Source organism: Citrobacter sp. L55 (genome assembly GCF_002850715.1).
Classification (GTDB): Bacteria; Pseudomonadota; Gammaproteobacteria; order Enterobacterales; family Enterobacteriaceae; genus Citrobacter; species Citrobacter braakii.
Genome location: NZ_KZ559435.1, coordinates 1 through 7,878 on the forward strand (window position 1 = coordinate 1; position 7,878 = coordinate 7,878).

The 7,878-nt window shown below is 51.6% G+C and carries 2 protein-coding genes and 6 pseudogenes; 5 read left to right on the plus strand and 3 right to left on the minus strand.

The features are described 5' to 3' along the window. Window positions 1–208: 208 nt before the first annotated feature. A pseudogene (gene istB / locus B9P82_RS27520) lies at window positions 209–964 on the minus strand (IS21-like element ISEc10 family helper ATPase IstB). Then, a pseudogene (locus B9P82_RS27525) lies at window positions 961–2,025 on the minus strand (IS21 family transposase); the annotation flags it as partial. The pseudogenes B9P82_RS27525 and istB, both read right to left, overlap by 4 nt. Window positions 2,026–2,126: 101 nt before the next feature. Between B9P82_RS27525 and B9P82_RS27530 the strand changes: the two are divergent. The 4 genes and pseudogenes from B9P82_RS27530 to B9P82_RS27545 all read left to right on the plus strand — a co-directional run. After that, on the plus strand, window positions 2,127–3,641 hold the full coding sequence (locus tag B9P82_RS27530) for an integrase catalytic domain-containing protein (RefSeq protein ID WP_210405009.1): 1,515 nt from the start codon (window positions 2,127–2,129) through the stop codon (window positions 3,639–3,641). 224 nt (window positions 3,642–3,865) lie between these two features. Continuing rightward, window positions 3,866–4,048 (plus strand): annotated as a pseudogene (locus B9P82_RS29585) (transposase); the annotation flags it as partial. Window positions 4,049–4,408: 360 nt separating this feature from the next. After that, window positions 4,409–4,873 (plus strand): annotated as a pseudogene (locus B9P82_RS27540) (transposase); the annotation flags it as partial. Window positions 4,874–4,887: 14 nt separating this feature from the next. Next, window positions 4,888–5,275: pseudogene (locus tag B9P82_RS27545) on the plus strand (transposase family protein); the annotation flags it as partial. 43 nt (window positions 5,276–5,318) lie between these two features. Here B9P82_RS27545 and B9P82_RS27550 read toward each other — a convergent pair. Further along, window positions 5,319–6,432 (minus strand): annotated as a pseudogene (locus B9P82_RS27550) (IS3 family transposase). Between the two features lie 391 nt (window positions 6,433–6,823). Between B9P82_RS27550 and B9P82_RS27555 the strand changes: the two are divergent. Beyond that, on the plus strand, window positions 6,824–7,855 hold the full coding sequence (locus tag B9P82_RS27555; protein ID WP_101701417.1) for an IS630 family transposase: 1,032 nt from the start codon (window positions 6,824–6,826) through the stop codon (window positions 7,853–7,855). Window positions 7,856–7,878: the final 23 nt, after the last annotated feature.

A 7,878-nucleotide genomic window follows, 5' to 3' on the forward strand; every position in this document is an offset into this window, starting at 1 on the left:
TAGTTTTCTGCATCAGGCGTCGTTCGGTACGGGGTATTGGTGCTATGATCTGCATCGCTCAGTCCGGTTGGTGATTTGTGATTTTTGGCGATTGATCAGATCGCACAATCCGGGCTGAGTTCCCTTTAAGTGATCTACTATTCCGCGCAGCTATTTAGTTTTGCCGACTGGCGCCAACTACTCTGGCCGCATCCATTGATAAGTGGTTTTAAGCCACGCTGGTTACTGCCTTTGCTGTCTTTTTCCGGTAACTTTCTCCTTTTAGCTCGAACATATATCTATGATGGATCAGCCGGTCGGCTGCTGCCACCGCCATCGTTTCATCCACGAAGATACTGCCCCACGTGCTGAACGGATGGTTGCTGGTGATCACCAGACTGCCGCGCTCATAACGATGTGCGATCAGCTCGAACAGCACACCCGTTTCCGCGTTGTCGCGTTTGACATACCCGAGGTCGTCTATCACTATCACCCGGTAGCGATCCAGTTTCAGCAGAAGCTCGTTGAGTTTCAGTTGTGTCCGCGCTTTACGCAGCTCCTGCAGTAGCTCTCCGGCACTGTAGAACCGGGCCCTGTAGCCCAGCCCTACAACGCCATCCACGATCGCCGCCGCCAGATGGCTTTTTCCCAGACCGCTGGCGCCGAACAGCAGGACGTTTTCTGCGACATCAACCCAGTCTGTCGTTTCGCAGAGCTGCCGGAACTGAGCGTTATTCAGTTCCGGCACCTGGCTGAAGTCATACTCACTCAGCGTTTTCGCCACCGGCAACCGGGCTTCCTTTTTATAGCGCCGCAGCTTTTCGCTCTCGCGCCATAGGAGTTCTTCGTTGCACAGCGTCAGCAGATAGCGTTACAGCGTCCAGCCCTCCGCCAGGGCGCGTTTCTCCAGCGCATGCCATTCAGCAATGACGCGGGTCAGACGCAGTTTGCGCAGGCTACGTTCAAGAAGGTGGATATTGCTCACTGCAGACCTCCTTTAACGCGCAACAGCTGTTCATAACTGCTAAGGTTGTGCTGAACCACACTGACCGCAGGCGGTTCCTTTTCCTTTATCCCCAGGAACCGCATCAGGCGGTGCAGATCCAGCTTACCCGGTGTATTCAGCATCTGCTCCATCCCCCTCGCCACGACCGAGATATCGTCATATCCCGCAGCCAGTTTCAGGGCGTGCACCATCAGGCGACCGGCTATCTCTGGCTCAAGATGATTGCACAGTCGACGCCACAGTTTTCGCCATTCATCGTCCGGCAGGATGTCATTTCTCAGCGTCGCATGGCAGAACGCACCGTTTTTTTTCGCCAGGCTGTCAATCACATGCCGGAAGTCGATGCGTCTGGCCCGTGTTTTCCCTTTTTCTGGTCTGACACGGGCACAGCTCATCACTTCACTGCTGCCCACGTAACAGCTCAGGCGATCATCCCATAAGCGGACGCGTAAGAGTTGGCCGACAAGTCTTGAAGGGACGCTGTAGACGACGTGCCTGACGTTGATGGTACTGCTGCTACTGACCCTCACCGTCAGTTCGCTGTAGTCGGCGCTGCGACGCAGCGGCAGTGGTTTCAGATGGGGGCGCTCTTCCTTCACCAGATCCTGGTTGTTGCGGTTGTGTCGCATAACCTGCTGGGTGATAAAGGCCTGGTATTCTTCAACGGTGCTGAAGTCGTTACTGCCCTGCAGCATCAGCGCCTGGCGGATGCGTCTTTTCAGATGCCCGTGGGCGCTTTCAACCGAACCATTTTCATAGCCCCGTCCGGCATTATTGTGCACGCCCTGCATGCCGTAGTGCTGGCAGAGGGCAGCATAGCGCTCAGTCAGCTCGCGGCGACCGTCTTCACCCTGTTATTTCCATGCTGCCAGCAGACTGTCTGTCTTGTGCTCTGATGGCACACCGCCCAGTTGCCCGAAGGCTTCCTGCAGGCCTTCAGCCAGGGCAGAGAAGCTCTCACCACCCAGCACAACCCGCATCCAGCTCCAGTGGCTCCACTCAAGGCGGAAGTGGTACAGCTTATGCGTCAATAACTTGCCACCGCGCATTGACTCAGCATTTTTGTTACCGAACGCGCACTGTTGCCTCATCAAAATTGTTACTTTGGCTGTGTGATAAATAATCAGCTAAAGGTGCACCTATGAGCAATGTGCTGTTGCCTATGGATACCCGTCGCCAGCTGCTGCGGGCGCTGAAAACACGCTATCATGCAGCCAGTAAGGCAGAGAAAACCAGGATTCTCGAAGAATTCATTCTGATCAGCGGGTACCATCGTAAATCAGCAATCCGGTTACTGAACGGTGCTGTTACCAACGGTAGCCAGAGGCGCAGCTCAACTCCGGCTCGTTCGGTTTATGGCACAGCCGTTCAGCAGGCTCTGATTGTCCTCTGGGAAGCTTCAGATCGCTTATGCGGCAAGCGCCTCAGGGCGTTACTGCCCCAGCTTATTCCAGCTATGGAGAAACACGGACATATCAGTCTGAATCCGGACCTCCGCGATCAGCTTATGAAAATCAGTGCGTCCTCCATCGATCGCCTGCTGAAAGAAGCACATTCCACCGCCGGTAAAAAACGCAACCGGGTGGTTAACCGCGTCAGCAAAAGTATCCCGGTCAGGATGTTCACTGAGCATGAGCGACATTCACCAGGGTTTATGGAGATGGATCTCGTGGCACACTGTGGCCGGCATCTCTCTGGTACCTTTTTGTGGACGTTGTCGCTGACCGATATCGCCAGCGGGTGGACAGAATGTGTGGCGCTGCCGGCACGTAACGCAGAATTAATCATCCGGGCCGTTGATAAGGTTCAAAAGAGCCTGCCATTCCCGCTTCTCGGCCTTGATGTTGATAACGGCGCCGAATTTATCAACGAAGCCTTATTTGAATACTGTTCTGCCAGATGTATCGCGCTGACGCGCTCCCGACCATACCGGAAAAACGATCAGGCCTGGATAGAGCAAAAAAATGGTTCTGTGGTCAGAAAGCTGGCGGGATATGGTCGTCTTGACGGTGAGCACGCAGTAAAAGCGATGAACCAGATGTACATGGCTAATCGATTATTTATTAACTTCTTTCAGCCATCGTTCAAGCTTCTGGAGACGCAACGTATTGGCGGGAAAACGGTTCGCAGGCATGACGCTCCCAAAACGCCCTATAACCGCCTGATAGAACTACATACCTTGCGTGCTGAGCTTCGGAGCCATTTTGACGATATCATCCACGCACTTGACCCGTTGAAATTGCTGGAAACCATTCGGCACTATCAGCACCAGTTGGCGCGAATAGCAGTCGGGGATCCTGTCGGAGACAAAAACAGCGATTTAACCGCGTTTTTGCAGGGGCTCTCCGTAGCCTGGCAGGAGGGCGCAGTGAATCCTTTACATCATCCAGCACCATCAAAACCCCGCCACTGGCGAACCCGGGCAGATCCCTTTGCAGACGTCTGGAACGAAATAGAATGTTGGCTGAAAGATGAGCCGCAGCTGGGCAGTACCGAATTACTTCTCAAGCTTGAAGATGCACATCCGGGTAAATTCACCGAAGGCCATCGCAGAACACTGCAACGCAGGTTACAGGAATGGCGGGTCAGAGTGGTAAGAGAGCTGGTCTACGGAACCCGTGCTAATGGTAACATTTTAGCTGAAGCAAGAAAGTAACATTAACTGGTGAGGCAACACGCCGGACTGAGTTATTGTCGCCTAATAGCTGGATGCGTGTCCGCGGATACACGCTATTTATCGCATCCGGGAATCTATTTAGACCGTCCACGCAGGCAATCAAAATATTGACTCAGCCCCCAAATCCTGTGCCATCAAGAAACAGAATGCAGGCATGATCTACACAGCCTGAACGGAGGTGGTGCCGATGAAAAAAATCACGATTCACAGAAGAGCAGATTGTTTTTGCCTTGAAGCTGGCTGAAAAGGGGACGTCCCTGCCGGAGGTCTGCAATAAGCTAGGAATTTCTGATGCCAAGTTGTATACATGGCGCAAGAAATATGTCGGGATTTCTCCTTCAGAACTGAAGCACATGCGGCGCTTGATGAAGAGAATCTCAGGCTGAAGAAGCTGCTTGCCTTAGTCATGCTGTATAAGGAGGCACTTCAGGTGGCTCTGGCGCGAAAGTACTGACGACATGCCAGAAGCGGGAAGCCGTTGAGTTTATGTGTGATGTAACCGGTCTGTCGCAACGTCGTGCCTGCAGGCTTGCAGGTTTGTCTCTGTCAACCTGTCGTAATTCAGCTCAGCATCCGGGTGCTGACGCTTGAACGCCGCCGCTTTGGTTACCGGCGGATCTGGCAGATATTGCGTCGTGAGGGCCTTCACGTCCAACCACAAGCGGGTATACCTGTTGTGATGTGATGGACGTCCCTCCCTCACCGCAAGTCCTGCCACACTTATGCTGAGTGAGAGGTACTGCATCATGAAGGGGATAAAAGTCATTGGTATCGATTTGGCTAAATCTGTCTTTCAGGTCTCCGTCTGGATGAATAACGGGAGCATTGCACTTAACCGTAAGGTTTCCCGGGCTAAATTGCTGGAGAGTATTCGTCAGTTTCCCGCCGGTTCGATCGTTGCAATGGAGGCTTGCGCAACTTCGCATTATTGGGGGAGCACTTTTCAGTCAATGGGCTTTCTCTTCCGACTTATCCCCACCCAACACGTAAAAGCATTAACGCATCACCAAAAAAACGATGCCAATGATGCGCTGGCAATTTGTGAGACAGCACTTCGCCCGGGCATTCATTTTGTAGCCATCAAAAATATTGAACAACAGGATATCAAGGCTCTTCGAAGCACGCGTCAGTATATGGTAGAGCAGCGCACTGCTTTGGCAAATCAGGTCCGGTCACTGGCGGCAGAGCAGGGGATTGAGATCCCCGTTGGGATTTATGTACATATTCAGGCGTTCAGGTCAGGCGTATTCTGAGCAGCATTGCACTGTTTCGAGCTATCCGCCGACGATAGAGCTGACCAGGGTCCGGAGTTCACCTGCCGCGCACTGGATCAATGGGCCTTTGAGCATGGTGTTGAGTTGCGTTTAATCCAGCCGGGCAGGCCAACGCAGAACGGATTTATTGAGAGCTTTAACAGACGATTTCACGATGAATGTCTGAATGAACACTGGTTAAGCGATATCGTTCACGCCAGGAAAATCATTAATGACTGGCGGCAGGATTATAATGAATGTCGTCCACATTCGGCACTGAATTATCAGACGCCATCAGAGTTTGCAGCACGGCGGCGAAATGGAAAATGTGAAGATAAACAAACCGACATGACTAACTGACGGCTGTATCTAATACCGGGGACTGGTTGTAAATAGACCCGTTTTAGTTCCATGCATTTTTTGAGATACCGACCAAATGATTGTGTTGCCGATATTCCTCCGGCGTCATATTGTTCAGTGATTCATGAGGGCGTTCACAGTTATATTCTGACACCCATCTTTCCGTGATTTCCCGCACTTTATTCAGCGTTCTGAACAGATAAAAATCGAGTATTTCTGTACGGTATGTTCGGTTAAAGCGCTCAATAAAAGCGTTCTGCGTCGGCTTACCCGGCGGGATAAACTCCAGTTTTACTGCATGTTTCTCTGCCCATTCAGCCAGTGCCAGTGAGATAAATTCCGGACCGTTAACCATACGTAGCATGACCGGATAGCCGCGATTTGCCGCAATCCTGTCGAGTACACGGACCACACGCAGAGCTGCCAGATTCAGATCGAGTTCAATCGACAACGCCTCACGGTTAAAGTCATCAACGACATTGAACGTGCGAAAACGACGGCCACAGGCCAGGGCTCATGCATAAAATCGACAGACCAGCTCTGGTTCAGCGCTGCTTCCGGCGTGGCCAGTGGCGAAGGATTACGCACCGGCAACCGCTGTTTGCCCTTTCGGCGAAAATTCAGCTTCAGCAGACAATAAATACGATGGATCCTTTTGTGATTCCACGGGTGTCCCTGCCGCCGCAAAACCTAGAAAAGTTTTGGAAAACTGTATCGTGGGTATCGCTCTGCCACTGCCTGTAACGCGACAATAACGGGTTCGTCACGCGTGGTATCCGGGCGGTAATGGTAAACCGTTCTGCTCAGGTTCAGACTCCGGCAGGCCTGACGGATACTGAGTCCGAATGTCGTTATCAGATGAGTGACCAGCTCACGCTGAAAGGCTGGTTTTAAGGCTTTTTTTCGATAACGTCTTTCAGCGACCGGTTCTCAAGGCTCAGGTCGGCAAACATCTGTTTGAGACGTCGGTTCTCGTCCTCAAGATCTTTGATCTTTTTAATATCAGAAGCCTCCATGCCGCCATATCTGGACTTCCAGTTGTAGCAGGTGGCTTCAGAAATACCGGCCTCCCGGCAGACATCTTTAACAGTTCGTCCGGCTTCAACCGACTTAATCACAGCGATGATCTGATGCTCAGTAAAACGGGCTTTACACATAGCGATCTCCTTCGTTGGCAAATTGATTATGCCGGATGATCTCTAAATGTGAATGGCACGATTATGTGGGCTACTTACATGGTCACCATGTATTACTGACCCACTACACAATAAGCGAAAAAGTGGAATCTAAATAGCTGCGCGGAATAGTAGATCACTTAAAGGGAACTCAGCCCGGATTGTGCGATCTGATCAATCGCCAAAAATCACAAATCACCAACCGGACTGAGCGATGCAGATCATAGCACCAATACCCCGTACCGAACGACGCCTGATGCAGAAAACTANCTAAATAGCTGCGCGGAATAGTAGATCACTTAAAGGGAACTCAGCCCGGATTGTGCGATCTGATCAATCGCCAAAAATCACAAATCACCAACCGGACTGAGCGATGCAGATCATAGCACCAATACCCCGTACCGAACGACGCCTGATGCAGAAAACTATCCATAAAACACGTGACAAGAACCATGCCCGCAGACTGACTGCCATGTTGATGCCACACCGGGGAAGTCGTGTTACCGACGTTGCCAGAACACTTTGCTGTACCCGTTCATCCGTCGGGCGCTGGATTAACTGGTTTACCCTGTATGGCGCGGAAGGCCTGATATCACTGAGTCCGGGCCGTGAACGTAAATGGCCATTTGAACAAATTTGTACTCTGCTGGTACAGCTTGTCAGTCGTTCTCCCGGTGATTTTGGTTATCAGCGTTCCCGCTGGAGTACCGAACTGCTGGCAATAAAAATCAACGAGATAACCGGATGTAAACTTCATCCCGGCACAGTCCGCCGCTGGCTGCCTCCCGCAGGGCTGGTGTGGCGCAGAGCGGCACCCACTCTACATATACGCGATCCGCATAAAGATGAAAAAATGGTGGCAATCCGCAAGGCTCTGGATGAATGTAGCATTGAACATCCGGTGTTTTACGAAGATGAGGTGGATATTCATCTCAATCCCAAAATCGGTGCGGACTGGCAGCGTCGTGGACAACAAAAACGGGTGGTCACACCCGGTCAGAATGAAAAATATTATCTGGCAGGTGCGTTGCACAGCGGTACAGGAAAGGTCAGCTACGTGGGCGGCAATAGCACAGCCTCATCTTTATTTATCAGCCTGTTGGAACATCTGAAAGAGACGTATCGCCGGGCAAAAACGATAACGCTTATCGTGGATAACTACATTATTCACAAGAGTGAGAAAACACGAAACTGGCTGAAAGCGAACCCGAAGTTCAGGGTCATTTATCAACCGGTATACTCGCCGTGGGTGAATCATGTAGAGCGGTTATGGCAGGCGCTGCACGACACAATAACGCGCAATCATCAGTGCCGCTCAATGTGGCAACTGTTGAAAAAAGTTCGCCATTTTATGGAAATCGTCAGCCCATTCCCCGGAGGCAAACATGGGCTGGCAAAAGTGTAGCGGTATTAGGCGCAGCTATTTAG